Origin of the sequence: Acinetobacter sp. 3657 (assembly GCF_031456775.1) — a bacterium.
GTDB lineage: Bacteria > Pseudomonadota > Gammaproteobacteria > Pseudomonadales > Moraxellaceae > Acinetobacter.
Genome location: NZ_JAVDVH010000003.1, coordinates 81,681 through 106,563, shown reverse-complemented (window position 1 = coordinate 106,563; position 24,883 = coordinate 81,681). Strand labels below are relative to the sequence as shown.

The following is a 24,883-nucleotide window of genomic DNA, read 5'->3' as shown; positions in this document are numbered from 1 at the left end:
AAAACCGCTTAGATGAAGAGTGGTTAAGGTTCGACAAGAAGCGGTGGAGTCGTAAAGACGAATGGAATTTGTTTTAAGGTCTAAATAAGTCAGGCTGCAACTGAGATGCGTGCAGCGATTTCAGCGAGTTCTTCACTGATAATAGCACGTGCTTCAGGAACACAACGCCCACAGCAAGTTCCTAAGCCAAGTTGTTCGCGGATTTCACGATAGCTCTCTGTACCGTTAGCAACGGCATCTTTGATATCTTGATCGGTGATTCCACGACATAAACAGACATACATGGCAGACTATTCACAAATATAAATGCGATAATTGATATTATTGATAATTGTTATCGTTTGTCAATGAATTTCATTCGAATAGCGGATGGATTCTTATTGGGAATTTGAATAAAAAAACACCACCTTATCGGTGGTGTCTATGTTTTTTATTTATGCTCTTGAAAAATATGAATTAAAAATTATGGAATAATCACAATACCGTCCATTTCTACCAGTGCATCTTTGGGTAGGCTAGCTACACCAAGCGCGGCACGTGCTGGATACGGCTGAGCAAAGTATTCACCCATAATCTGATTGACCAACTGGAAGTGAGACAGGTCGGTGAGGAAAATATTGAGTTTAGCGATGTCCGCTAAGCTACCGCCAGCAGCAGTACATACTGCTTTTAGGTTGTCAAAAACACGGCGAATTTGGGCTTCAATGCCATCCACGAGTTCCATACTATAAGGGTCTAAGCCGATTTGACCTGAAAGATAGAGCGTATTGCCAACTAGAATTGCTTGAGAATATGTTCCGATCGCAGCAGGGGCGTGTTCAGTATGAATAACTTGACGTGACATTAAGCTCTCCTATGTCTTTATTTTCGATCTTAAACAACGCGACTTTAACACAAAAGCTCAGTTGCGAAACGACTGAGTACTGCGGAGTCGTTTTCAGATGATTTTTAAACCACTTTAGCAACTTCGGGTTGGACGATGGGGATATTCAAACGTTCAATGCGCGGGAAATTCAGATGCATACGCAAGTCTCGAATGATTTGCGCAAGTTGTTTACGGTTATTCACTACAATATTGACGTAGGTTTTTTGATCTTGTGAGTGAACCATTTCGACCCCGGTCTTTGCCTTACGACATTGGTAGATCAGATCAGAAATTTGTTCATCGTTCATGGCCATGTGAATACATAAATAAGCACTAAAACGAACATCATCGATTTCTTCTGATTGCCAGTATAAAGGCATGATATTTTCAGGGTGTTGGTTTTGTTCGTGCAGCAAATTACGACAGCGTGAGCGATGCACGATTAAACCGCGACGCGACAAATGTCCTTGGATGGGATCTCCCAATACTGGGTTACAACAATGCGCATATTTTACATCTACGCCTTCAGTACCGAGAATTAAGCGATCTGATGTTTCATGAACATGTGAATATTGATCTTGAGCGAATAGGTGATTTGCCACCAATTGAGGCAGTAGGTCGCCGACAGCGATCTGTTCAAATAAGGTATCTTTACTGCTTAAATGTCGCCACTCTAAAACATTGATCCAATCATTTTGAGAAAGATCGTTGATTGAGCGATGGAATAATTTTAAGGCTCGATTCAGTGCTTGTTGACCGACTAAACGTTGCTCATCAATATCTTGATCTCTGAGCATGTTTTGCAATGCACGACGCGCTTTTTGCGTGTTAATAAAGCTCAGCCAATCTGGATTTGGTGTAGCCAGCACATCGGTAATGATCTCAACCACTTGACCGCTATGTAGTGGGGTGGATAAGGGGCGAATTTCACCATCCACTTTGGCACCCACAGCATGGTTACCTAGAAACAAGCTGGCCGAATAAGCGAAGTCGACTACAGTTGCGCCTTGCGGCAGTTCATGTAACTGTCCATGCGGAGTGTATACCCAGATTTTTTCTTGATGTAAATAATCAAGTAAATCGCTAAATGTGGTTTTGGCACAATCACTGTCGATTAAGGTGTTCAAGTTTTGCATAGAAGCTTGAATCGCTGATCGGCAAGCCTGAGGTGCATTTTCCCCAAGTACCACACCAAAGCGTGCGGCTTTACGCATCAATTCAGTTTGAATCGTGAGCGACAGTGTGGTTTTTTCGCCTTTAAGCTTAATCATGAGCGACTGATTGCCGCCAGGTAAAGGGCGGCGAATATGGTCTCGATATTGTAAAACTTGAAAATTATCTTTCAATGCTGTGACCAGACGGTCGCAATCCGCAATGCTTTGTAAAACGATTTCAAAGGCGTGGCTATGGCTCAGTTCATTTAAATCAATTTCATTTTTTACAAAGTGACGCAGCAATTCGATATTATTATTTTTCTTTTTAATTCGACCTTTTATTTTATGGCTTTCTAATAAATCAGATAATTTTTGTTCCCAAATAGTTTGATATTCACAGCGTTTAGGTTTGGTCTCTAATAGCGCGGTTTGTATGTCATTGAACATGTCGAGATCAAGATTTTGATAACACAGATGTTCCAAGTTATCAGCCATCTCGTTCATACCAACGAGTCGTGCCATCGGCACAAAGATATCAAAAGTTTCTTGTGCAATCCGAGCTCGTTTGTCTGGGCGCAGCGCACCTAGCGTGGTCATATTATGATAGCGATCTGCGAGTTTAATAATAATGACACGAGGATCTTGTAAGGTGGCCTGTAAGATTTTTCGGAAAGATGCGGCTTTGTTATATTCTTTATCACTGGAGTGGCTGAGTTTGGTTACGCCATCGACAAGTTCAGCGACAACCAAGCCAAATTTTTCTCCAATTTCATCTTTGCTAAATTCAGTGTCTTCAATTACATCATGTAAGAGTGCAGCCATAAGCGTATCTGCATCGAGACGCATATGTGCCAAGATACAACTCACCGCAATAGGGTGTAAGACATAGGGTTCGCCACTTTTACGGGTAATACCGCTATGTGCTAAATCGGCAAAATCACAGGCAGCAAGCACACGCAGGACGTCGCTATCTTTGAGATAGGCATCAATAATTACTTTTAACTGTTGCTTGGCTTGGCTGACCTCTTCGCCTGGCATAGAAAAACACCTTTTATAACATGAATTCAATAATGATAACGTCTATGGATATTTGCTTTAGCTTCTAATGAAAAGCATATTGCCAAACTTGTCAATTTGTTCAGAAGAAAAAAACGAAAATTTTTCCAATCAAGGAAATTACTTTTATCAATATAGAACAGGATCTACTGACATTTCAACAAACAAAAAAGCCCAGTGTCTTCACAATGGGCTTCTATGCAAAGTAAATTCGACTTAGAAAGAAAAACCTTCTAAGTTTAATGAATTTGTAGACAATACCATATCAAGATTTGACGTTTGGTAGTCTTGATCGCGTTGTTTCAAAATGTCTTTAGTCACATGACCCATCGCAATTTCGCGTAAAGCAACGACGGTTGGTTTGTCATTATCCCATTCTACAGTGGGTTCCATTCCTTGACGTGCGAGTTGACGTGCACGTTTACTCGCCACCAGTACCAACTCAAAACGGTTATCTACGTGGTCTAAACAATCTTCAACGGTTACACGTGCCATAAGTAGTCTCGTTTGAACAATACATCTGAAATGACTAAATAGTATAAAAGGCTTTTGAGTAAGACTCAAGCTATTCGCGATGGAGCGTAATTAAATTCTCGATCAATTGTTGATGACGATTACTTTGCTGCAATGTTACTAAACGGTTGGCGCTGATAATCGATTCTAGATCGTGCACGGCTTTATTGAAGTCATCATTGATAATAACATAGTCAAAACTAGCAAAATGACGCATATCCTCGACTGCACAACTGAGGCGATGCTCAATCACTTCAACTGAATCTGTGCCGCGGTTAGACAGACGTTGTCTTAAATCATACTGGGTCGGTGGAAGTATAAATATTTGTTTTGATTCTGGAAAAAGTTTACGAACTTGCTCAGCACCTTGCCAGTCAATCTCTAATAATACATCGTGACCTTGTTGTAGTTGTGCTTTGACGGTGGCTTGGGAAGTTCCATAATAATTGCCAAAGACTTCTGCGTATTCAATAAATCCACCCTGTTCAACTTGGGCTAAAAAATCTTCTTTAGTGGTAAAATGATAGTGAACACCATCTAATTCGCCAGGACGTTGGTCGCGAGTCGTGTGCGAGACTGAAACATGAAGGTTGCTGACTCGATCGAGTAGGGCTTTCACTAAAGATGTTTTGCCTGTTCCTGAGGCAGCAGAAACGACAAACAATAGACCCGACATGATACTTTCCTGATATGATAAAATATCTTGGCTATTGTAGTGTAGCGTGCCGCTAAACGAAATAGTTTGGTATAAATATTCGGATGATGAGAGAGGATGTTATGGAAATCGTGTTAGCCAATCCACGGGGTTTTTGTGCTGGTGTTGACCGTGCTATAGCAATCGTCAATCGCGCACTCGAATGTTTTAATCCACCGATTTATGTACGTCACGAAGTGGTACACAATAAATTTGTGGTCGATGATTTGCGTCAGCGTGGTGCTGTATTTGTCGATGAACTGGATCAAGTGCCTGATGATTCGATCGTGATTTTTAGCGCGCATGGTGTTTCTAAGGCCGTACAAATAGAAGCTGAACAGCGTGGCTTAAAAGTATTTGATGCAACTTGCCCATTAGTGACTAAAGTTCATATAGAAGTCACTCGCTATGCACGTGAAGGGATAGAAGCGATCCTGATTGGGCATGAAGGTCATCCAGAAGTTGAAGGTACGATGGGGCAATACGATCTGTCCAAAGGTGGTGCGATCTATTTGGTTGAAGATGAGCAAGATGTTGACGCATTGATGGTGAAACATCCTGAAAAAGTTGCTTTTGTCACGCAAACTACGTTGTCAATCGACGATACCGCAAAGGTGATTGATGCTTTGCGGCTTAAGTTTCCGCAGATTCAAGGACCACGTAAGGATGATATTTGTTATGCCACTCAGAACCGTCAGGATGCGGTGCGGGATTTAGCTGAGCAATGTGATGTAGTCTTAGTGGTTGGCTCTCCGAATTCATCTAATTCAAATCGTTTACGCGAGTTGGCTGAGCGTATGGGGAAATCTGCTTATTTGGTTGATAATGCGGATCAGCTTGAGCAAGCGTGGTTTAAAGCAGACAGCAAAATTGGTGTGACGGCTGGTGCATCAGCGCCTGAAATTTTAATTAAACAAGTGATTCAACGCTTACAAGATTGGGGCGCAACACCACCCAAAGAGTTACAAGGTACAGAAGAAAATATTACCTTTAGTCTGCCAAAAGAGCTGCGCATACAGGTGATACAAGCCTAATTTTATTAGAAAAATGTGAACTAGGAACGGATGGATTACACTCCATCCGTTTTTTTTTGGTTCTTATCTGCTTTGTATTGGTTCTGTAAAAATAAAATTTAATATAGAGCTAATAAATTTAAAAAAAATTGGTACAAAGTAATGGGGAAAGGTCGGGGATTCACCTTAATCGAGTTGATGGTGACGATTGCTATTTTGGCGATTGTCGCGATGATGGCTGTGCCTAGTTTTGGCAATATGGTGGCGAGACAAAAATTAAATGCAGCAACTCGTGAACTCACACTTGCGATTAATCAAGCAAAATCACAAGCAGCTTTGATGAAAACAACGGTAGCCGTATGTCTAAACCGAACCAATACGGATGATGACTTTAATAAACATAAATGTGCGACAGCTCTGATTCCAAACTATGCAGCATTGGATCAACAAGAAGTTCAGAACACACGAGTTATTTCCGTACAGATCGACCCTCAAGTTGCGATTGAATCTACCAGTGCAGAGATGATTTTGTTCAATGATGTCGGAAGTGCAACGACCGCTGAAACATTTAGTTTCTGTAAGTCAGCTCAAAACAGAACAATAGAAGTAACAAGATTAGGCAATGTTCGACAAGTTGCAGGGGCGTGTTAATGAATATTAATAAACATCAACAAGGTGTGGGGCTGGTAGAAGTACTGGTTGCTTTGTTGTTATTAGCAGTTGGGGTTCTAGGCTATACCATTTTGCAACTTCGCGCGGTAGATGCATCTAGTGAGGCATTAGCTCGTTCTCAAGGAATGCTCATTTTACGTGGGTTGGCTGAAAATATGCGTGCAAACCCCGATGCACAAACGAATTATCCTGCGGCTGTGAGAGCTTATACCAATATTACGGCAACACCGACATCACCTAGTACCGCGTGTTTCAATCCCGCCTCTGCCTGTACTCCTACGCAAATGGCAACTTATGACGCTTTTATGGCTGCACGAACAGCATTTGAAATTGGTATGAATATTACGATGGACACTTGTCCAGGCGTGATAGCTGCACCTGTACAACGGCAATGTTTATTTGCTGCATGGGGAGATACAGAGCTTAGCGCAACCAATACAGCTGCGGATGTAAGTGAATGTATGGGAGCAACAGGTGTGTATGTGAATCGCTCAAGTTGCTTAATGATGGAGGTCTATTAATGAAAACTCCACATTATGTTGATTCGAAGCCGATACATCAGCAAGGTTTTACCCTCATTGAATTGATGGTGGCGTTGGCGTTGGGTTTGCTTGTGACTGCCGCTGCTGTGCAGCTTTTTACGGGTGGATTTCTTGCTTCTCGTATGCAAGAAGCAAATGCTGAACTGCAAAATAGTGGTGTCTTTGGTTTAGATTATGTCGCACGTGATATTCGTTTGGCGAATTATATAAATACAGCTTTCCCAGAGTTGAATGACCAGACGCCATGGGGCGGAATTGTATTGACCGCTATAGATGCAACAACCTCTAATGCAAACTTACCTATTCCTGCCACAGCACCTTTTATTTCAAAGGGGCTATTAAGTCACAGTATTGGGACTGGCGATACACTCAGTACCACTTTACATGAATGGCAAGGTTTGTCGAACGTTGATGTCGAAAGTGACCAATTAACCATTCAGTTTGTTGCACCGAATGCGATGGTGAATTGTGAAGGGGAAAATGTACAAGCAGGTGATTACGTCATTCAGCGATATTTTTTAAGACGTGCAAATGCGGCTTTAACGACGGGCACGGATTACGGATTGGCTTGTGATGCAAATAGACCAACGCCAGCAGGCACAGCAGCCGTTGCAAAACCGACATCCATTACAGGGTTCGGTGGGGCTGGTGAGTTAATTATGCCTCGAGTTGATCATTTCGTGGTGCAGGTTGGGACTAAGGACTCAACAGGTAATATGGCGTATTACACAATTAATCAATACCGTACGATGGCCGCTGCTGCTCATGCGGCAGCTATACCCACTGTCCCACCTCGAATTGTTTCAGTCAAATTAGCAGTATTGGTACGTTCAACAGATAACACTCGGAATAACGCAATTGATTTGTCTAGACGAATTGATCTGTTAAACCAAAATGTCGCACTTACTGACACTAATACTCGTTTTGCTCGCCGTGTATATAGCACTGTCGTCACATTTAGAAATGGGTTGGGAGAAAAATAATGGGCTTAAAACAACCCTATCGCCAACAACGTGGTGCAACACTGATCGTTGTCTTAATCATTTTGCTTGTTGTGACGATCATTGGCGTCGTTGCAATACGTGTAGCTATGACCTCACTGAATATTGCAACCAACAGTCAAATAGGACAATTGCTATTACAAACCAGTGATACACCGACTAACTATTTCTTAAATCGAACCAATTATAAGGATATTACCTCGGTTATGAATGTCGTTGGTAAGGTGATCGATGATCAAAAAGATCCTTTGAGTCATGGTCGGGAATATATTTTCTGTTATCGCCCTACTGAAGCTCTACGAGTCGGCAGTATCCTCGATGTAACAGTTTTGGTTCCACCAGCGGCAACTGCTTTGGACAATACCAAGGCAACAGTAGATACGTCTGAAAGTAATCGCAGTGGTTTTTGTAATCTAGAGCAGGACTTTGGCAGTGCGCGTGAGGCAGTCGTGACCCAAGTTGCAGTGAAATATATCAATGCAGCAAATGATGCCACACCTGGGGCAGATTTGGCGCGAAATACAGATTTGAGCAAAGACGCTAAAGTTCAGCAAGGTAAGGTCGATGGACGAGTTCGCATCACCTCAACCGCAATTTTGCCCAATTATTCGAGTACCAATTTAGCGGCAGTACAAGAAGAATGTATTGGTAATGGCAGTGAGGTGGGGTATATCAACGACAATGTCGATGATGGTTTACAAACTAAGCGAACAGTTGCGGATTGTTTGCGTGATTATGGCATTCCCGTAAATACACAAGTTCAAGAGATTGATCTGATGACACGCTACGTCGAAGACGAAGCACCAGAATAAATAAATGGGGAGAATGATGATGAAAACACAAAGAAATAGGTTAGATTTCCAGCATTATGTTCACCGTTTTTCATATGGTGCGTCGTTTGTTTGGGCATTTACAGGGACAATGCTGGTAGCGGCATCAGTTGCACAAGCCAGTGATATGCAGATTTATGCAATGCCGACAGCAGGTAAAAAAACCATTGTCATGATGCTTGATACATCTGGATCTATGGGACCAAATAGTGCGACTGGTTATAGTTTTAGAGATTATGGTATTACCTCAAGCTGTAATCAAACACCTGTTGATGGCAACTCTCGAAGTACTTTTACCAGTAAACAAAACTATTATGTTGATTCTCCAGCACCTTATTCATATAGACGTAACTTTTGTTATTATTCTACTGGTGACTCAACCACAGCAATTCGCAATACAACATCTGGCTGCGAAGCACAAAGAAATAGCAGCAATACAATTACAGGATATCGTTGCTATGATCGTTTAACACGTCTAAAAGATGGTATGTTTGCTTTCTTAAATAGTAATGATCCAAAACTTGATATTGCTCGTGTCGGGTTAGGTAATTATTCAGCAAATGGTGATGGTAATAGTGGGCAAATTCTTGTGCCTGCTAGTGAGTTAGGTGTTGTCGGTTCTGCGCACCGAAATCTTTTAAAACAAGAGATTTCAGGTCTAAGTGCATCAGGTGGGACGCCTACAGCTGCTGCATATGCTGAAGCGGCAGCGTATCTAATGGGAACCACAACTACTAGTCCTGCTGAAATAAAAAAAGATATTTATAAAAAAGTGACTACTTCAGCTACAGATCAAGTATGTTTGAGTTCCCCTTATTTATATAAAAGACCTAACTATAATCGGTGTTATATGAATGCTAGTTATAGTGGTGGGTATATTGCTTCAACGTCCCTAACTACTTTTACTGACACCTATTATCAATGCGTTAGTTGGCGTACAACTAATTTTACTGATGGGGTTCAACATTGCGGTTCTGGGAATACAAGTTACCGTACAAGTACAAGCTCTGCCTATTGGACAAATTTAGGGACAATAGCACCTACAAATTTTAGTGGGGATGGCACAGAAACCATTTCTGGTGTTGTATATTCTTATATGAATGAAATGCAATTGGGTGCCAATTCATATAGTGGATTTAGCAATTCAGTATCAGGTTCTAAAAAAAATGATCTACTTAGTTATGCTTCACCATTACCTGATGTCGCTGATAGAGTCAGTTGTGATGGTCAAGGGGTATATATTCTTTCAGATGGTATTCCAACAGAGAAAGATGACGCAACTCTCAATTCTGTGATGAACGCAAGTTTAAATAGTAACAGTTTTGATTGTTCAGCATCGGGGGCATTAAGTAGTACTCGAGATTGGCATTGTATAAGTAATTATGCCAAAAGATTATTTAATGGCGGTGTGATTCAGAGTATTGTTGATAATGCAACCAATCCAGTAAATGTTCCAATTCAAACGGCTTTCGTAGGATTTGGTGCAGATTTGAATAGTTTAAGTAGTACCGATGCGATAAATGCTTGTAAATTAAGTTCTCGTACTCAAAGTGATCGTAATGGTGATGATGCCTGTTCTCCGAATCAAGGAGCGAATGCAGTGGCATCACCTGGTTATGGGAATGGTGGTTTTTTCCCAACACAAACCGCTGAAGGTGTTACAACTAGTGTAATTGCCTTTCTTGATAATTTGGGTAAAGCGCCGCTTGAACCGTTAACTACAGGTGCGATCTCTGTACCTGCGGATGCATTGAGTCCATCGGGATTACAGCCTTATGGTTATTTACGTGCCTTAGAGCCAAATCCACAAAGTAATAATATGATTTGGGCAGGTAATTTAAAGCGCTATAAGGTGGTCTTGACTGGTGCGAATGCAGGCGCATTTGCAGGTGCAAACGGTACAACACTGGTGTATGACTCAAAAGGTGCATTTAATAAAACCACAACAGACTTATGGAATAGTAGTGCTGTCTATGATGGAAAAAGCTATACAGATGGTGGCATTATTAATTTAGGTGGGGCGCTTTCTCGTGTGCCGATGCCGATTTTAGGTCAAATAGAAAATTTGTCTGTAGAGCCAAAACAGTACGCCTATGCAGCAAGACCAAATGCATTAAGACGCTTATTCACCAACGTAACTGTGAACGGTGGTGCTGATTTAACCAGTAAAGATGATAGCGGTGATTTGTTGAGTATTCCTGTTGGGGATGCGGATGGTGATATTCCAACTACTGGTGTTGCGGCATATGTACTAAAACAGTTTACAGAGCAAAATACGCTTAAAGACTTTCCGATTTTTGTTAAGCAAAAACTCTTAAATTATTTAGGTTTTAGTGTGCCTTTAGATGAGGTCGCCACAGATTTGCCCGCAACATTGACCACACCAAATGCACCCCATTTGGCAATGGGCGGAAGTGTACACTCATTTCCTGTGCAATTGACATATTCGGGAACATTGGATGCCTCAGGTCAACTCACGAGTACTCGTGAACAATCTATCTTATACGGTACGATGGATGGTGGTTTACATCTAGTAGATAGCACGACAGGTGTGGAACAAATGGTGTTTGTTCCATCTGAGTTATTGAGAAGTAACATTGCGTCTAAAGCATTAGTTAAAGGTGCAAGTGATAATAAGGCCCCTGTACACGGTGTAGATGGCGAATGGGTTGCAGATGCATTATACAAATCTCAGAAAGCAACAAATGCGACAGATGTAAGTAAAGTACAAGCACGCCAGATGAATGTGTACGGTGGATTGCGTATGGGCGGAGAGAGTTATTATGGTCTGGATGTTTTAAACCCTAAAAAACCTAAACTGTTATTTAGGGTTGGCAGTGATCAAAGTAATTATAGCCGTATGGGTCAATCATGGTCTAAACCTATCATTGCGAATATTCGTCATAACAATGTGATTAAGCGCGTGATGATCGTGGGTGGTGGTTACGATGCACGTTATGAGAGCCCAACCTTTACTTTGACTGGCAGTGATACTGCTAAAGGTAATGCAGTTTATATCATTGATGCAAAAACAGGTGAGCGCTTATGGTGGGCGAGTAATACTGGGGCAAATACCAATAATATAAATATGAAGCATAGTATTGTGAGTCGTGTCAGTGCGATTGACCGAAACGCGGATGGATTGATTGATCATCTTTATTTTGGGGATTTGGGAGGGCAGGTCTTCCGTGCAGATTTAAATAATGCGGTTGGAACAACAACAGCAAATTTTGGTAAACGTGTCGTACGTTTGGCAAATCTTGCAACCACAGAAAGTGGTACTGCTTTAGATCAAGGAAAAAATCCACGTTTCTATAAGGCCCCAACGGTGACGATTCATGATCAAGGCGCTGAGACTTTTATGTTGATTGGTCTTGCATCTGGTAATCGGAGTACACCATTAGATGTTTATCCATTGCGAGGGCGTGATGGAATGTCCCCAGTGAATGCTTTAAATGATCGCTTAGTCAATAATGTGTATGGTGTTATCGATCGTGATTTTATTAAGTCAGACTTGATTAGTGGCACACCAACATTGGATACAGAGAATAAAAATCTCTCGCATTTGCAAAAAAATCCACAATTGTTGACAGGTAATATTATCGGTGCATTTGTTGGTGCATCGGCTACCAAAGACGGTTGGTATCGTTCGCTGTCTAGTAACAGTAATGGTATCGAAAGAGCGGATAATAGTTTCCGTGTAGCTGGTGGTATGAAAGCATTTGAAGAGCCGATTGCATTAACAGGTAACTTGATTGTCCCTGTTTATGACCCACAAGGTACAGGTATTGCACAACAAGACCCATGTAAACCTCGTGTGATTGGTGAAACAGATAGTCAACGCTTTTGCTTACCTTATGGTGTGTGTCTCAAGACGGATGGTACAGTGAATTCTGCACGAGAAGGTGGTACTGGCTTTCAAACGACAACGGAAGACTGCCCGCCAAATGTCGCTGAGTGTAATAAAAATGTGATCGGCGGGGGAATTGTTGGCTTGACGCCAGTGCCAATTAAAAAACCAACAGCAACAAATCCATGTCCTGATTTCTCTATTGCTGGGAATGAAAAGGGGAATGGAATTTGGAATTGTATTCCGACGATTAATCCAACTCGATGGTATGAAAGATGGAAAAAATAACGCAAGGAAATACAAAAATCTTTCAATCGACGAGAACGCTTCGTCGGTTGAAAGAGGGTTATGCTAAAGGGTTTACTCTAATTGAGTTGATGATCGTTGTTGTTATCGTTGCGATATTTGCTGCAATAGCAATTCCGAGTTATCAGGAATATGTGAGACGAGCTAATGTCGCTATGGCGCAACAAGAAATGCAAAAGATTGCAGAACAATTAGAGCGTCATAAAGCAAAAAACTTTACTTATCGAAGCTTTGACCCGAATTTTATTTATAACGTCGTGGGGCCAATGAACTCAGTGACTTTACCAAGAGGAGCAGCGAGTTCAGCGATTAAATATACAATTACAATCACAGATGCAGAAGCACCAACAAGATTGTTAACGGATACTACCGCTCCCGCGATTAGGGCCCGTAATTGGGTTATGATTGCGAGAACGAACGACGTTAGAAACTATGATTTGTTAATGACCAGTGCTGGAGTACGTTGTAAAAATAAAACAAAATTAAATGTTACAGATGAAGGGTGTGGTACGGAAGCAACAGGAAGGGAGGACTGGTAATCGTGTATAAAAAAGGTTTTACCCTCATTGAGCTTATGATTGTCGTTGCGATTATTGGCGTATTGGCGGCGATCGCTTATCCAGCATATACAGGCTATAAAGTTCGAGTACAGCGTACAGATGCGCAGGCTGAAATGTTGCAAATAGCACGTAATTTGGCAACGTTTAAAATGGCAAATAATAGCTATGCAGGACGAACAGCAACAAATATTTATGGTGCAACGACAATACCTAGAGCACAGCCGCTATATGATATCGTATTGACTGATGTGGATGGCGTGGCTCTTACCGCAGCCTCTGCAAGAGTTAGAACTTGGTTGCTAATTGCAACACCTAAAGCAGGAACATTACAAGCTGGTAATGGTGTAATTTGCTTGAATGATCAAGGACAAAAATATTGGGAAAAAGCGGCAACGGTATGCGCACTATCCGCAACTTCAAATTGGGATGGTCGTTAATTCCATCATAAAGCACCCTATCTTCAAGAAAAGCAAATATCGAAAGGTATTTGCTTTTCTGCTTTTTATAGCGTGAGTTAGGTTGATTTTTTAATGCTGTGATTGTTTTGTGAACTAAAAATAAGCTTAATTCTGTGATTTATTTATCCTTAATTTAATAAAAATTGATTTGTATTTAATAATTTTGCAGTTATCTGACAATATCTACCTTTCATCCATAAAAAATAGATTTCATTACGGTTTGGTAGGAAATTGATAATTAAACATTAGAACATAAATCAAAACTATAAAAATTGTGCATATGGAGGGCGATATGCAACAAGTATGTGATTCCAAGCTTAACGCTTCGCCTCTTACTCGAAGCAGAGCTTCTCGTCTTGCAGCTGGATCGAGCATTGCTCGATGTGAGCTATGTCATTTCGAGCAATGTTCTTCGTCTTGCGCTCAGACAAAGTTATACTTTGTTTATCCTCGCTCAGGATTTACGTTATTTGAATTGATTGTGACAATTACAATTATTGCAATTCTTGCAGTGATGGCTGCACCCTCTTTTGCCAGTATGTATTCACGTCAAAAACTAGAATCTTCAGCACGTGACGTGGCGATGAAAGTATCTGAGGCTAGAGCCCAAGCCGTGATGCTTCGGGAGTCAACTGGTGTTTGTTTAAGCTCGTTATCAGAAGCCAATTGTTCAACAGCACTTTCGATCATGGATACCAATAAAAATAGGATCTTTGTGGCTCATTTAGAAAAAGGAGTCACAGTTGATAGCCGTTCAGAAACTTATCTTAAATTTAGAAACAATGGCAGTGTAGCTGCTGCTACCAATTTTATTTTACTGCGGAATGGCTTTTCTTATTGTATTGCTGTTGGGATAACGGGTGATACCACAATAAAAGAGGGGGCTTGCACATGAATTATAACAAACAAAAAGGTGTGGGTTTAGTTGAGGTTTTAGTTGCGCTATTACTTCTAGCAATCGCTGTACTAGGTTTTGCAGCCCTACAGTTGAAAGCGGTTGATGCCAGTTTGGAGGCGAGTAAGCAAGTGATTGGATTGACGATTGCTCGTGATTTGGCTGAACGTATGAGAGCAAACCCTCAAGCTGTTAGAGATGGAAAATATAATGTTGGTGCGTTAACTATTCCCACAGGAGAAGTTGCAACAACAGCTGGCGATGCTGCAAGTATCGCAGAACAAGATTTAAATAATGCGGCTGTACAAGCGAAGAATAATGGAATGAATCTATCGATTGCAGACTGTCCAACTGGAAATACACGGCAGTGTATTTATGTCGCATGGGAAGAGACTACTCTGTCAGGCAGTCAAGGGGTCGAGTCATGTATTAAAGACGGCGTGTATGTAAAAGGTTCACACTGTTTATTTTTGGAGGCTTATTAAAATGAAAAGAAGCCTCATAAATCAATTCGAGCATAGCTCGCTGCATTACATCGCTAGTCCTCGTACTCGAAGTAAGACTCCTCGTCTTGCGGCATCGGGTTACTTCGAGCATAGCTCTCCGTCTTGCGCTCGGAACCCTCGTACTCAAAGCATACCTTCTCATCTTGCGGCATCGGGTTACTTCGAGCATAGATCTCCGTCTTGCGCTCGGACAAAGTTTCACTTTGTTAATCCTCGCTCAGGATTTACCTTGATCGAACTCATGATTTCACTTGCGTTAGGCCTGATTATTGTTGCCGCCGCAATCCAGCTTTTTATTACAGGGGTAACCAGTTATAAGCTGCAAAAAGCTATGTCACATATTCAGGACAGTGCAAGTTTTGGCTTGAACTTTATTATTGATGATGTTCGTAAAGCTAATTTAAGTTCCCCAATCCCCGCTGTTAACGATCAAATTGCTTATTCTGGAATTATCCTGACATCGAATAATGTAGGGTCAAAAATCAATTTAAACTGTGCAACCTGTTTCTCTGATAATAAGTTAACGAGTTTTGGCAACGCGAATGTAGCAGGGTTAACCAATGACCAACTCGTAATTCGTTATCAGGCACCACAAGGGGGCTTTGATTGTTCTGGAAATACATTAGCAAAAGATACATTTGTGGTGCAAAGGTATTATGTGGGTTCAACTTCAACAGATTTGCGTCAATCGTTGCGCTGTCAGGCGGCCCAATATACACAAGCGCAACTTGATCTCCTCAGTGAAACAGATCCGCCGTTATCATTAGACTGGCAAGATAGTCAGGTTATTTTGCCGAATGTTGATTTTTTTCAGGTTCGTTTAGGATATATCGATGGCGAACTGGATAATGCCGATAGCACACTCGCTTATACAGATATCAAAAACTATATGGCTTTGAGTGCTAAAAATAAAAATATTGATGGTGTAATGCAGCCTGTACGTCCACATGTTCATGCGATTCAGCTTGGTGTATTGGTCCAATCAGCAGACAGCGCCGGTAGTCAAAACATTATTAAAGAAAGAAATAAAGAACCATTTCAGGTGCTCGGTACCAAAGTAACACTCACACCCACATATCAAGATACTCGTTTACGCCAAGTGGTTGATCAAACAGTCTCGCTTAGAAATGCGATGGGTTGGGTGACTGAAGGTTGTGATAGTAGTGCAGCGTCAACATGTACAGGGGGGGCTTGAATATGATTCAGTATGAAAAAGGTTCAACGCTTATCATTGTGTTGATGATCGTATTGATGATTACGATTATAGGAACGCTCGCGATTCGCCAGAGTATTAGCTCATTGAAATTGGTGAGTAATAATCAAATGCAAACCTTGTTATTGCAAAACTCTGATGCTGCTCTGATGGCTTTTCAGGATCCTGCATTTCGACCGCACATTACCGCTACAAATGGAATCGTTGGATTTTTTAGAAATGAAAATCATAGAGAAGCTGAATTGGTGTTTTGTTTTTCAGGGGCTGAGCCATTTCAATTAAGTAATGCAAGTTATCGTCTAAATAGCTCATCTTTCTTGAACATGGCAACGGGTGGCGGAGCATGTAATAAAGATTCAGTATCTGGTGGCCGTTCGGCAGTGGTAACACAGGTTTATATTAAACGAGAAACAGAAGATGTATCAGTACCATTTGCTGACCTTGCTCGTGGGACTGAAAGCTTAGGAGCAAAAACTGAAAACAACATCCGTTTACGTGTCTATGTGGTATCGGTGATGAAAGGGTTGTTGTTCGATCCAAATAAGACGCTCTTTTTGGGGAGTACGGATACTAAACAAGGCTGTTTAACCAAAAGTATAGATAATGACGGTACAAATGAAGTGGCTGACTGCTTAAAGAATAATGAAGAAAGCCTTTTGTATAATATGCAAGTAGCAGAATATCGCTTCTTATCTGACTTTGAACCATCAGGTTCATAAGGGAGAAAGGGTCATGAATAATAATAAAATGAAAAAACTAACAAAACGTGAACGTAAGCAAAAAAATAGAACAAAAGGGTTGTTATTGAGTTGCACGGTATTGTCGAGTTTTTTAGTGCTATCTTCAGTTGCATCTGCAAGCGATATTGAGATTTATCAGCAAAATAATAGTAGTAATACGATTATGTTGATGGTGGATTTATCCCAAAGTATGGGAGCGGATCCAATTGCAGATTTACAGCGTGACTATCCATTGTGTTTAAGTGGCAGTCTACTTGGCAATGTCACTAGTTTATTGGGTAGTATCGCAACGGTTGATCTTAATTTATTAGGCTTGGTGAAATTAGATACTGGTGCGCCAACAGATCCACATTCTTGTTACATCCCCTCTTTGCTGGTAACGCAAATTTTAGAAGGTGTTGATGGTATTACCAATCCTATTTTAGGTGCAGATTTACTCGGCTTGAGAGGGTCTGTGCAGTATATTAAAGACAGTTGTGAGCTGGTTGAGAATCCACCGTTGGCAATTGCAGGTCCAGCTTATCGTTGTTACAACCGTTTGTACCGTGTTAAACAAGCAATCCATGATGTGATTGACGGTAACTCAGGAAAAGGGATTGATGCTTTACCTGATAACGTTTCTGTAGGTCTGTCTGTTTTTCCAGCCATGAATCAATCAGGCACTGGAAAAAATGAGTTGGCAGGTATGATTGCCGTTGAAGCAAAACCACTTGATGCCGCACAACGTGCCAAAATTAAAGCAAAAATAAGTGAAGTGAGCAGTGTCGATCCCGCGGCTAGTATTACCACAAAAGTGAATGAGCTGGTTGGAAAACTCTTGGCGCTTGATCTTGTTGGATTGGTTCTAGGTGCTTTAGGTACGATTCCGACTTTAATTAATGATTTAAAAAACCTAGCTGGCTTAAGTACACCGACAGCCACAGCCTATGCTGAAACAGGTGCTTATTTGCTCAGCAATACCACTAAAGGTACTGGGATTGTTGAAGTTGGTCGTGCCAGAAAAATAGAACTTAATGTACTCGGAATTCCTGTTGGTTATGGAGAGTATCAACGCTGTAATGATTATGATGTAACTGGTAAATGTAATAGTTGGGGAAGTTCGAGTACTAGTCTTCTAGGGATAGGCGAGCCAGATTGGTATAAAAATAAATGTACATCGACAAATAGTACAAATTGTCATGACCTACCAACAACTGGCGCATCTTTGATTGGCTTAGAACTCAATCAATGGAAATCTTTCTATCGTTATAATGGAAATCTTCAATATACATCTGCATATAGCGGTTTCCCTGTATCTGCCGATGCTAGTAAATCTGGTAATCGTTATGTTGGACCGCCAGCAACGAGTGCTGAGTGTAGTGCTAAAGGTTTGTATGTTTTGACAGGCAGTGTCCCAGATTTAAATCCAAATTTACTTGATGGGTTATTAGGAGGGGCAACAAGAGAGCCATTTAACGCCAGCAATAATCCTGTTCGTAAATTAATGAGTCGATCATTAGACCCATCCAGTAATACCGTTTTTAATTGTGGCACTGTTCCAAGTGGCTGGACAAATGGTTCATCATCCGCGACTTGGAACTGTATTGCAAACTATGCAGGCATTCTAAAAGAAGGTACTTATAATAATGGTGTCGGTATAAAAACAGGTGTTGGCGGGATCGGCCGCGACTTTGCCCATATTCCAAATGCCAAAACCTCAGACGAATTAGGGATGATTCAAGCACCGAAAACCGTTTTATCAAGCCTACTACAACCTGTAGCAAATATTGTAAAAGCATTAAATCCCGTTCTATCGTTGCTTGGTTTAGGGGATTTAATTGAAAAGCTTAATAAAATACTCAATAACGTACTGCCTGTACCATTAGATCAAGCTGCTTATAATGCAGATGTTGCAAACTTGGCACGTTGGGGAGTGCATGGCGGCGGCGGTTGGTATCAACTATCTAGTGCTCAAAGTATTGCTGAGGGGATTTTGGATTTTAACCAAAGCCTTGTCGAAATGGAGTCCGATCCAATTGGTTTGCAAACGCTTCCTGCTGATCCGCTTACCCCATATCGTATGAGCAATGATGTCTATAAAAGTATGTTTGAACCGACCGAAAAAGCCAGTTGGTTGGGGAACTTCAAAAAATATTACACCCAAGATGATAATTCTGTTTATAAGCTTAAAGATGCGTGGAGTACAAGTGCACCTAGTTATGATGTAAAAGATTGGAATAAAGGTGGTCTGCTCGCCAAACTTGAGGATTTAAGTACCACTGAAAATACAACTGGACGTACTTTATTGATTAATCGTGATTGTGAAAATGATGGTCAGGGTAATATTCGATTTACAGCTACACGTCAACTTAAAGCCATTGATAATCATTATTTAGACACTTCAAATCAAAGTCGTTGTGTGCTTGAACCAAATAAGCGAGATAATGTGAAGGATGAAGATTATTATCTTATGAGTTTATTGGGTTATAAGTTAGAGAAGGGCGCGACCGCAAATGATCTAACTGAAGCCAATCGTAGTAATTGGCAAGTGGGCATGAATCTACATTCTACGCCAATAAAATTGACCCAAGAAGCGACTTTTGACGCAAATGGTGATGTTGTAGAGGATACTCGAAAAGATTATATGTTGTTTGGTACAACACAAGGTTTACTTCATGTAGTTGATGCTGAAACTGGAAAAGAGCAGTTTGCTTTTGTTCCAAATGAAATGCTTGAAAATAGCCGACAAAGGAATGCCTTCTTAAAAGAAAAAACAGGCTTAAAAGCCAATATGGCATACGGCATAGATGGAGCTTGGACCTTATATAGTGAATATGTCTATGGCATGAAAAAAGCGAGTAACGGGAGCAGTAAAGTTATAGCTACCGTTGGTTCAACAGACTCATCAAATAGTAAAGCACCAAAGGGAAAACAAATTGCTTATGGTGGTTTACGTATGGGTGGACGGAGTTACTATGCACTTGACTTGGTGAGTTTAAATACTCCGAAACTTAAATTTCATATTGATCCTGACCATAAACGCATCATTAATCAAGATACGATTATAGATGACACGAATACACAAACAGCCTTGAGTCAAATGGGGCAAAGCTGGTCAAAACCAACCATTACTCAGGTCGCATGGAAAGGTGAATTGAAACGCGTCATGATCGTCGGTGGTGGTTATGACGCTCGGTATGAAGATCAAAACTATACACACCAAGCAAATGAAAAAGGTGCTGGTATATATATGTTTGATGCTGAAAATGGCGCGCTTTTATGGTGGGCCAGTGCCAATGCTGCCAGTAGTTTAAAGATTGAAGCCATGAAATATAGTGTGGTGAGCCGGATTAATACCGCAGACCGTAATGGCGATGGTTTGACAGATCATCTTTATTTTGGAGATTTGGGTGGACAGGTTTGGCGTATAGATTTTGATTCGAAGTTAGGTGTGGGCAATAACGCTGGATTTGCTCGCCTTATATTTACAAATTCAAAAGAGCGTTTTTATGAAGCGCCTAATTTTAGTGTATATGGTTATGAACAACCCCGTGCAGTGATTAGCATTGCTTCAGGAAACCGTAGCCTTCCATTTAGTGATAAAAGTTCAACCAGTACGATTTATAATCTTTTTGATCGAGAAGTGATTCATCCTAATTTTAAATTTGCAGCCCGAAGTACCACAGCAAAATTTTTATTAAGCGATTTAAAAGAAATGAAAGTCGCTGATTTAAATGGTGCAGCTTTAACGCTAGCTGATCTACAAACTTCAGGTAATAAGCGAGTGCAAAATGGTTGGTATGTATCGGCTGAAACAGTGATTGGCAAGCAACTTGATCAAAATGGTAATGAAAAACCGATAACCAATACCGCGGCGAGTAAGGTGTTGGGTGAAATGGTGGTGATGAATAAAAGCTTATATGCCAGTGTTTATAATCCGAACGGTACAACTGATGGTTGTCGGGTACAAGCACAAGGTATTACTACGGTTCAACGTTACTGTTTACCTTTTGGTATTTGTGAGCAAAACGTTACCGAAATGAGCTTTGGCGCAGGGCGAGGTATTGTTGATGTTATGGCGGGTGTTGGTACTGGACTCGACAAGAAAAATGAGGCGACACGCCAAATTTTAAACCCAAATGCCAAAGATAGCATCGTTGGTGGCAATGCAATGCCAATCAACACCATGCGCCGTCAAATCGTGCCACTCAAATGGTATGAAAGCAATGAATAAACAATCGGCATTTACACTCATTGAACTGATGGTCACTGTCGCTATCATTGCTATTTTGGCAGCGATAGCGATCCCCAGCTATGACATTTATATACGCCGTGCAGATCTATCAACGGCACAACAAGAGATGCATAAAGTCGCAGCTCTATTAGAAAAACATCGGACACGTAACTTTAGTTATGATGGTTTCGTATTGAAAGGAACCTCTACAAATAAAGGACCTTACTTCGATGTTCCGAATGCAACCAATACAACTTTGCTGATTCCATTGGATACGACAACTGGAAAGCAAAAATTTACATTGAATTTGAACCTAAATTCACAGGCTTGGTCACTCAAAGCCGAAAGCCAAAGTCCCCGTAATTATTCCTTATTATTCACCAGTACGGGCATAAAATGTAAAACAAAAACCACGGCCAATATTACCAATCAGAGTTGTGGTACAGAATCAGAAGATTGGTAATGAATTTGGATTTCAATCATTTAAATTCAAAGCTGCGGATAACTTAATATTTGATCTTTCTTTCAGTGTAAATTTAACGTAGAATGTCGCCCTCTATTAAAGGGGTTTGAAATGCTGCCGATGGTCGGCGCAGGGATAATCCGTAAAAACTATAAGGTTGTTCTCATGGTTGTTATTCGTTTAGCGCGCGGTGGTGCAAAAAAACGTCCATTCTATCAAATTATTGTGACTGATAGCCGCAATGCGCGTGATGGTCGTTTCATCGAGCGTATCGGTTTCTTTAACCCAACTGCACAAGGTCAAGCGGAAAAACTTCGTTTAGATGCTGATCGTTTTGCACACTGGGTTGCTCAAGGCGCTCAACCTTCAGAGCGTGTTGCTTCTTTAGCTGCTCAAGCTAAGAAAGCTGTAGCTGCTGCATAATATTTGTATTGTAGTAGGTAACCCATGACACCAATACAGAATGTACCAGAAGATCGTATTCAGATTGGACAGTTACGTTCAGCTTATGGATTGAATGGGTGGCTCTGGGTGTATTCAAATACTGAACCTATGAGCAATATGTTTGACTACCTTCCTTGGTACATTGAGACCAAGGCAGGTTGGCAAACAATCGATGTAAAACGTTGGAAACCACATGGCAAAGGCTTGGTTGTTGCGTTAAAAGGTGTAAATGATCGCACTGGCGCAGAAAACTTAGTTGGTGTTGATATCTGGATTGCCAAATCACAGCTTCCAAAAGCGGATGTGAACGAGTATTACTGGTCTGATCTTAAAGGCTTAACCGTGTTCGGTTTGGATGATGAAGAGCAGGAAGTTAATCTCGGTCAAATCTATGAGCTGTTTGAAACGGGTGCCAATGAAGTCATGGTTGTAAAAGCAACCCTTGACAGCGTTGACTCTGAGGAACGCATGATTCCTTGGCATAAAGATGTGGTACAACGCGTTGATCTTGAAGCTGGTCGTATTTACGTCAATTGGGGCGTAGATTACTAATCCTTTAGAGGATAGTCGCGCAGCAGGATAATAAAGGAGTCTGCGGTGTTTTTTGCAGTCATCACATTATTTCCTGAGATGTTCGAAGCGATTACAGCATACGGGATTAGCGGGCGTGCATCGAAACGTGACATCGTGCAAGTCACTTGCATCAACCCACGAGATTTTGCTGAGGGCAACTACAAACGAGTGGATGAACGTCCATTTGGTGGTGGTCCTGGTATGGTGATGATGGCTGAGCCTTTGGCGAAAGCGATTTGCCATGCCAAACAACTCGCTACGCAAGCAGGCTGTGTTCATGCACCTGTGGTGTATATGTCACCGCAAGGGCAAACCTTAAATGAACAGGCAGTACAACAATTTGTCGACTATGATGGTTTGATTGTATTGTGTGGGCGTTATGAAGGAGTCGATGAACGTTTAATCCAGCATTATGTTGATCAAGAATGGTCAATTGGGGATTACGTTTTATCGGGTGGTGAACTGCCTGCGATGGTATTGCTTGATAGTATCATTCGACGTTTGCCGAATGTTATGTCAGATGACCAGTCGGCAGTACAAGATTCTTTTGTGGATGGTTTATTGGATTGTCCACAATATACCAAGCCTGATCATTTCGAAGGTTTGGATGTTCCAGAGGTTTTAAAATCTGGACATCATGCCAATATCGAGAAATGGCGGTTTTTGCAGCGCTATCAACGGACTTTAGATCGCCGACCAGAGTTGGTGGAAAAAGTCGAGTTGACCAAGCAGCAAAAAAAATGGCTGCAAAGTTTAGATACTTAAAATTATTTAAGTATAAATAGGCTCTTTAAGACAGTCTGTCGTGAAGAGAAAGTTAAACGGGTCGATATGCGCTTTAGCCTCTATCCCCAGCGGTGTAAGAGACCTCTTCTCTCCCGCAATTATGGAGATTCCCACAATGAGTGGTAAACATCCTTTAGTTCAAGTAATTGAAAATGCACAGTTGAAAACTGATATCCCATCTTTTGCTCCAGGCGACACAGTTATTGTTTCGGTAAAAGTAAAAGAGGGTAACCGTGAACGTCTTCAGGCTTATGAAGGTGTTGTGATTGCGAAGAAAAACCGTGGTTTGAACTCAGCTTTCACTGTTCGTAAAATTTCTAGCGGTGTTGGTGTTGAGCGTGTTTTCCAAACTCACTCTCCAGTTGTTGCTAAAATTGAAGTGAAACGTCGTGGTGATGTACGTCGCGCGAAACTTTACTACCTACGCGGATTGACTGGTAAAGCTGCACGTATTCGTGAAAAGTTACCAGCTCGTAAACAAGGTTAATTTTAACGTTGTTTTAAAGCAAAAAAATGCGCCAATAGGCGCATTTTTTTATGCCAATAGGTCTTTATTTGCCTTGACCATGAGTTAAAGGTGCAACTTTTTCTAGATAGTTTTGCTAAAATGCATCTTTGTATTTTGACTCTTATTTATGAAAAAAAGTGCTTATCGTCATCTAAGTGGTGTGTTTTTATTAAATAAGCCTTTAGGAATCAGTTCAAACTCAGCATTGCAAAAAGTACGTCGACTGTTTAATGCTCAGAAAGCAGGGCATACAGGGTCTTTAGATCCTTTGGCGACGGGACTATTACCCATATGCTTGGGCGAAGCAACCAAGTTTTCACATTACTTACTCGATTCAAGCAAACGTTATCAAACTACAGTCAAATTGGGTCAAACGACCACGACAGGTGATGTCGAAGGTGAAATTCTCCAGCAGAGAGAAGTACCACATCTAACCCAAGAAAGTATTGAACAGGTATTGGCGCAATTTCGTGGTGATATTCAGCAAATTCCACCAATGTATTCAGCTTTAAAACGGGATGGGCGTCCGTTGTATGAGTTGGCGCGTCAAGGCATTGAGATTGAAAGAGAAGCACGTCCAGTCACGATTTATGACTTAACTTTGGTGAGCTTTACTGAAGATAGTCTGACTTTAGATGTGACTTGTTCAAAAGGGACTTATATCCGTGTGCTCGGTGAGGATATTGGTGAAGCCTTAGGTTGCGGTGGACATTTGACTCATTTGCATCGTATTCAAACAGGTCATTTTGAGATAAATCCAGACTACACCATTGAGTATTTGGAAAGCTTATCGCTAGAACAACGAGATGCTTTATTACTTCCCGTCTATGCACCTATTGCGCATTTTCCTAGAGTTCAGTTGCCAGAAGGACGTGAAAAGTATTTTGGCAACGGTCAGGAAAGTAATATTGAGCATGAGGCTGTTGCAGAAGTATTGGTGTTCGATGGTGAACGTTGTTTAGGTTTGGCTGAAATCACCGATAAGAAACGTCTAGTGCCAAAACGCCTCTTGAATTTGTAGAGTAATC

Annotated in this window: 25 protein-coding genes; 20 read left to right on the top strand and 5 right to left on the bottom strand. The window is 41.1% G+C overall.

The window, feature by feature from the left end; genetic code table 11:
- Positions 1-89: 89 nt before the first annotated feature.
- The 5 genes from J2Y37_RS05060 to gmk all read right to left on the bottom strand — a co-directional run bounded on the left by J2Y37_RS05060 (position 90) and on the right by gmk (position 4,264).
- On the bottom strand, positions 90-284 hold the full coding sequence (locus J2Y37_RS05060; RefSeq protein ID WP_004673176.1) for a bacterioferritin-associated ferredoxin: 195 nt from the start codon (positions 282-284) through the stop codon (positions 90-92).
- A gap of 179 nt (positions 285-463) precedes the next feature.
- Positions 464-844 carry a RidA family protein gene (locus tag J2Y37_RS05055; RefSeq protein ID WP_349032086.1) on the bottom strand — a complete coding sequence of 127 codons (381 nt, stop codon included), beginning with the start codon at positions 842-844 and terminating at the stop codon, positions 464-466.
- Between the two features lie 104 nt (positions 845-948).
- Positions 949-3,057 (bottom strand): HD domain-containing protein, encoded by a 2,109-nt coding sequence (locus tag J2Y37_RS05050; RefSeq protein WP_005193844.1) that lies wholly within the window; start codon positions 3,055-3,057, stop codon positions 949-951.
- A 234-nt stretch (positions 3,058-3,291) separates the two neighbouring features.
- Positions 3,292-3,570: a DNA-directed RNA polymerase subunit omega gene (rpoZ, locus tag J2Y37_RS05045; protein ID WP_004673169.1), complete on the bottom strand. Its 279-nt coding sequence runs from the start codon at positions 3,568-3,570 to the stop codon at positions 3,292-3,294.
- A 70-nt stretch (positions 3,571-3,640) separates the two neighbouring features.
- Positions 3,641-4,264 (bottom strand): guanylate kinase, encoded by a 624-nt coding sequence (gene gmk / locus J2Y37_RS05040; protein ID WP_004673167.1) that lies wholly within the window; start codon positions 4,262-4,264, stop codon positions 3,641-3,643.
- Between the two features lie 101 nt (positions 4,265-4,365).
- Between gmk and ispH the strand changes: the two genes are divergently transcribed.
- The 20 genes from ispH (at position 4,366) to truB (ending at position 24,876) form a co-directional block, all read left to right on the top strand.
- On the top strand, positions 4,366-5,316 hold the full coding sequence (gene ispH / locus J2Y37_RS05035) for a 4-hydroxy-3-methylbut-2-enyl diphosphate reductase (protein WP_005193841.1): 951 nt from the start codon (positions 4,366-4,368) through the stop codon (positions 5,314-5,316).
- Between the two features lie 141 nt (positions 5,317-5,457).
- Positions 5,458-5,946 carry a GspH/FimT family pseudopilin gene (locus J2Y37_RS05030; protein WP_349032085.1) on the top strand — a complete coding sequence of 163 codons (489 nt, stop codon included), beginning with the start codon at positions 5,458-5,460 and terminating at the stop codon, positions 5,944-5,946.
- Positions 5,946-6,488, top strand: a complete 543-nt coding sequence (gene pilV, locus J2Y37_RS05025; RefSeq protein ID WP_349032084.1) for a type IV pilus modification protein PilV — start codon at positions 5,946-5,948, stop codon at positions 6,486-6,488. The genes J2Y37_RS05030 and pilV (J2Y37_RS05025) overlap by 1 nt, the downstream gene beginning before the upstream one ends.
- Positions 6,488-7,492, top strand: coding sequence for a PilW family protein (locus J2Y37_RS05020; RefSeq protein WP_004673159.1), 1,005 nt, complete (start codon positions 6,488-6,490; stop codon positions 7,490-7,492). Before pilV (J2Y37_RS05025) ends, J2Y37_RS05020 begins: the two co-directional genes overlap by 1 nt.
- Positions 7,492-8,322, top strand: coding sequence for a PilX N-terminal domain-containing pilus assembly protein (locus tag J2Y37_RS05015; RefSeq protein WP_349032083.1), 831 nt, complete (start codon positions 7,492-7,494; stop codon positions 8,320-8,322). Before J2Y37_RS05020 ends, J2Y37_RS05015 begins: the two co-directional genes overlap by 1 nt.
- A gap of 16 nt (positions 8,323-8,338) precedes the next feature.
- Positions 8,339-12,478, top strand: coding sequence for a PilC/PilY family type IV pilus protein (locus J2Y37_RS05010; protein ID WP_349032082.1), 4,140 nt, complete (start codon positions 8,339-8,341; stop codon positions 12,476-12,478).
- On the top strand, positions 12,466-13,035 hold the full coding sequence (locus J2Y37_RS05005) for a type IV pilin protein (protein WP_349032081.1): 570 nt from the start codon (positions 12,466-12,468) through the stop codon (positions 13,033-13,035). The genes J2Y37_RS05010 and J2Y37_RS05005 overlap by 13 nt, the downstream gene beginning before the upstream one ends.
- Before the next feature lie 2 nt (positions 13,036-13,037).
- A complete protein-coding gene (locus J2Y37_RS05000; protein ID WP_004673148.1) occupies positions 13,038-13,493 on the top strand; it encodes a prepilin-type N-terminal cleavage/methylation domain-containing protein in 456 nt (151 codons plus the stop codon).
- A gap of 326 nt (positions 13,494-13,819) precedes the next feature.
- On the top strand, positions 13,820-13,993 hold the full coding sequence (locus tag J2Y37_RS04995; protein WP_349032080.1) for a hypothetical protein: 174 nt from the start codon (positions 13,820-13,822) through the stop codon (positions 13,991-13,993).
- Positions 13,994-13,995: 2 nt separating this feature from the next.
- Positions 13,996-14,409: a GspH/FimT family pseudopilin gene (locus tag J2Y37_RS04990; protein WP_349032079.1), complete on the top strand. Its 414-nt coding sequence runs from the start codon at positions 13,996-13,998 to the stop codon at positions 14,407-14,409.
- On the top strand, positions 14,406-14,894 hold the full coding sequence (pilV, locus tag J2Y37_RS04985; protein ID WP_349032078.1) for a type IV pilus modification protein PilV: 489 nt from the start codon (positions 14,406-14,408) through the stop codon (positions 14,892-14,894). The genes J2Y37_RS04990 and pilV (J2Y37_RS04985) overlap by 4 nt, the downstream gene beginning before the upstream one ends.
- A 1-nt stretch (position 14,895) precedes the next feature.
- Positions 14,896-16,110 carry a PilW family protein gene (locus tag J2Y37_RS04980; protein WP_349032077.1) on the top strand — a complete coding sequence of 405 codons (1,215 nt, stop codon included), beginning with the start codon at positions 14,896-14,898 and terminating at the stop codon, positions 16,108-16,110.
- A 2-nt stretch (positions 16,111-16,112) separates the two neighbouring features.
- Entirely contained in the window at positions 16,113-16,847 is a 735-nt protein-coding gene (locus tag J2Y37_RS04975; RefSeq protein ID WP_004673140.1) for a pilus assembly PilX N-terminal domain-containing protein, read from the top strand.
- A 13-nt stretch (positions 16,848-16,860) separates the two neighbouring features.
- On the top strand, positions 16,861-21,081 hold the full coding sequence (locus J2Y37_RS04970) for a PilC/PilY family type IV pilus protein (RefSeq protein ID WP_349032076.1): 4,221 nt from the start codon (positions 16,861-16,863) through the stop codon (positions 21,079-21,081).
- Positions 21,074-21,544: a prepilin-type N-terminal cleavage/methylation domain-containing protein gene (locus J2Y37_RS04965; RefSeq protein WP_349032075.1), complete on the top strand. Its 471-nt coding sequence runs from the start codon at positions 21,074-21,076 to the stop codon at positions 21,542-21,544. Before J2Y37_RS04970 ends, J2Y37_RS04965 begins: the two co-directional genes overlap by 8 nt.
- 165 nt (positions 21,545-21,709) lie before the next feature.
- A complete protein-coding gene (gene rpsP / locus J2Y37_RS04960; protein ID WP_165382351.1) occupies positions 21,710-21,967 on the top strand; it encodes a 30S ribosomal protein S16 in 258 nt (85 codons plus the stop codon).
- Between the two features lie 24 nt (positions 21,968-21,991).
- Positions 21,992-22,540 carry a ribosome maturation factor RimM gene (rimM, locus tag J2Y37_RS04955; RefSeq protein WP_004673135.1) on the top strand — a complete coding sequence of 183 codons (549 nt, stop codon included), beginning with the start codon at positions 21,992-21,994 and terminating at the stop codon, positions 22,538-22,540.
- Positions 22,541-22,585: 45 nt separating this feature from the next.
- On the top strand, positions 22,586-23,326 hold the full coding sequence (trmD, locus tag J2Y37_RS04950) for a tRNA (guanosine(37)-N1)-methyltransferase TrmD (RefSeq protein ID WP_004673133.1): 741 nt from the start codon (positions 22,586-22,588) through the stop codon (positions 23,324-23,326).
- A gap of 136 nt (positions 23,327-23,462) precedes the next feature.
- Positions 23,463-23,834 carry a 50S ribosomal protein L19 gene (rplS, locus tag J2Y37_RS04945; RefSeq protein WP_004673132.1) on the top strand — a complete coding sequence of 124 codons (372 nt, stop codon included), beginning with the start codon at positions 23,463-23,465 and terminating at the stop codon, positions 23,832-23,834.
- 148 nt (positions 23,835-23,982) lie between these two features.
- The gene (gene truB / locus J2Y37_RS04940) at positions 23,983-24,876 is read left to right on the top strand and encodes a tRNA pseudouridine(55) synthase TruB (RefSeq protein ID WP_349032074.1); all 894 of its coding nucleotides are present in this window, start codon (positions 23,983-23,985) and stop codon (positions 24,874-24,876) included.
- Positions 24,877-24,883 lie beyond the last annotated feature (7 nt).

Coding starts and splice junctions, on each gene's coding strand:
- J2Y37_RS05060 (WP_004673176.1), bottom strand. CDS start 284: ATGTATGTCTGTTTATGTCGTGGAATCACCGATCAAGATATCAAAGAT.
- J2Y37_RS05055 (WP_349032086.1), bottom strand. CDS start 844: ATGTCACGTCAAGTTATTCATACTGAACACGCCCCTGCTGCGATCGGA.
- J2Y37_RS05050 (WP_005193844.1), bottom strand. CDS start 3,057: ATGCCAGGCGAAGAGGTCAGCCAAGCCAAGCAACAGTTAAAAGTAATT.
- rpoZ (WP_004673169.1), bottom strand. CDS start 3,570: ATGGCACGTGTAACCGTTGAAGATTGTTTAGACCACGTAGATAACCGT.
- gmk (WP_004673167.1), bottom strand. CDS start 4,264: ATGTCGGGTCTATTGTTTGTCGTTTCTGCTGCCTCAGGAACAGGCAAA.
- ispH (WP_005193841.1), top strand. CDS start 4,366: ATGGAAATCGTGTTAGCCAATCCACGGGGTTTTTGTGCTGGTGTTGAC.
- J2Y37_RS05030 (WP_349032085.1), top strand. CDS start 5,458: ATGGGGAAAGGTCGGGGATTCACCTTAATCGAGTTGATGGTGACGATT.
- pilV (WP_349032084.1), top strand. CDS start 5,946: ATGAATATTAATAAACATCAACAAGGTGTGGGGCTGGTAGAAGTACTG.
- J2Y37_RS05020 (WP_004673159.1), top strand. CDS start 6,488: ATGAAAACTCCACATTATGTTGATTCGAAGCCGATACATCAGCAAGGT.
- J2Y37_RS05015 (WP_349032083.1), top strand. CDS start 7,492: ATGGGCTTAAAACAACCCTATCGCCAACAACGTGGTGCAACACTGATC.
- J2Y37_RS05010 (WP_349032082.1), top strand. CDS start 8,339: ATGATGAAAACACAAAGAAATAGGTTAGATTTCCAGCATTATGTTCAC.
- J2Y37_RS05005 (WP_349032081.1), top strand. CDS start 12,466: ATGGAAAAAATAACGCAAGGAAATACAAAAATCTTTCAATCGACGAGA.
- pilV (WP_349032078.1), top strand. CDS start 14,406: ATGAATTATAACAAACAAAAAGGTGTGGGTTTAGTTGAGGTTTTAGTT.
- J2Y37_RS04980 (WP_349032077.1), top strand. CDS start 14,896: ATGAAAAGAAGCCTCATAAATCAATTCGAGCATAGCTCGCTGCATTAC.
- J2Y37_RS04975 (WP_004673140.1), top strand. CDS start 16,113: ATGATTCAGTATGAAAAAGGTTCAACGCTTATCATTGTGTTGATGATC.
- J2Y37_RS04970 (WP_349032076.1), top strand. CDS start 16,861: ATGAATAATAATAAAATGAAAAAACTAACAAAACGTGAACGTAAGCAA.
- J2Y37_RS04965 (WP_349032075.1), top strand. CDS start 21,074: ATGAATAAACAATCGGCATTTACACTCATTGAACTGATGGTCACTGTC.
- rpsP (WP_165382351.1), top strand. CDS start 21,710: ATGGTTGTTATTCGTTTAGCGCGCGGTGGTGCAAAAAAACGTCCATTC.
- rimM (WP_004673135.1), top strand. CDS start 21,992: ATGACACCAATACAGAATGTACCAGAAGATCGTATTCAGATTGGACAG.
- rplS (WP_004673132.1), top strand. CDS start 23,463: ATGAGTGGTAAACATCCTTTAGTTCAAGTAATTGAAAATGCACAGTTG.
- truB (WP_349032074.1), top strand. CDS start 23,983: ATGAAAAAAAGTGCTTATCGTCATCTAAGTGGTGTGTTTTTATTAAAT.